1 protein-coding gene is annotated in these 329 nt (G+C 54.1%); it reads right to left on the minus strand.

Going from position 1 to position 329, the window contains the following annotated elements; genetic code table 11:
- Positions 1 to 10: 10 nt before the first annotated feature.
- A partial coding sequence (locus PPL9_RS33320; protein WP_208989368.1) for a hypothetical protein occupies positions 11 to 329 on the minus strand: 319 nt, incomplete at its 5' end.

The following is a 329-nucleotide window of genomic DNA, read 5'->3' on the forward strand; positions in this document are numbered from 1 at the left end:
GCGTGATACCCTATAGTCCTGGGCCCTTCCCCTCAAACCATGCGGTCACGTTTGAAGTTCGGTTCACCGGACCACTGAAAGGTGCGTTACGTCTTCCAGCAGCCCCGCCCAGCCTACGACAAACTGACGGTCGCTCCGCCAGCAGCCCGTTACGTAGGCATAGGTTCAGAATATGGGAGGATTCCAGAAGGGGAATAAGTTTTTTGAGACAGTCTTTGCCCCACCCATCAATGTCATCCCGGCCTTTGATGTACATACCGGAGACATAGGTGACAGGTGTTCGGAGAGATGGTTGACACATTAACATGGCATTCAGGGAGGGACCGGGA

The sequence above is a fragment of the Pseudovibrio sp. POLY-S9 genome, from assembly GCF_001431305.1.
GTDB lineage: Bacteria > Pseudomonadota > Alphaproteobacteria > Rhizobiales > Stappiaceae > Pseudovibrio.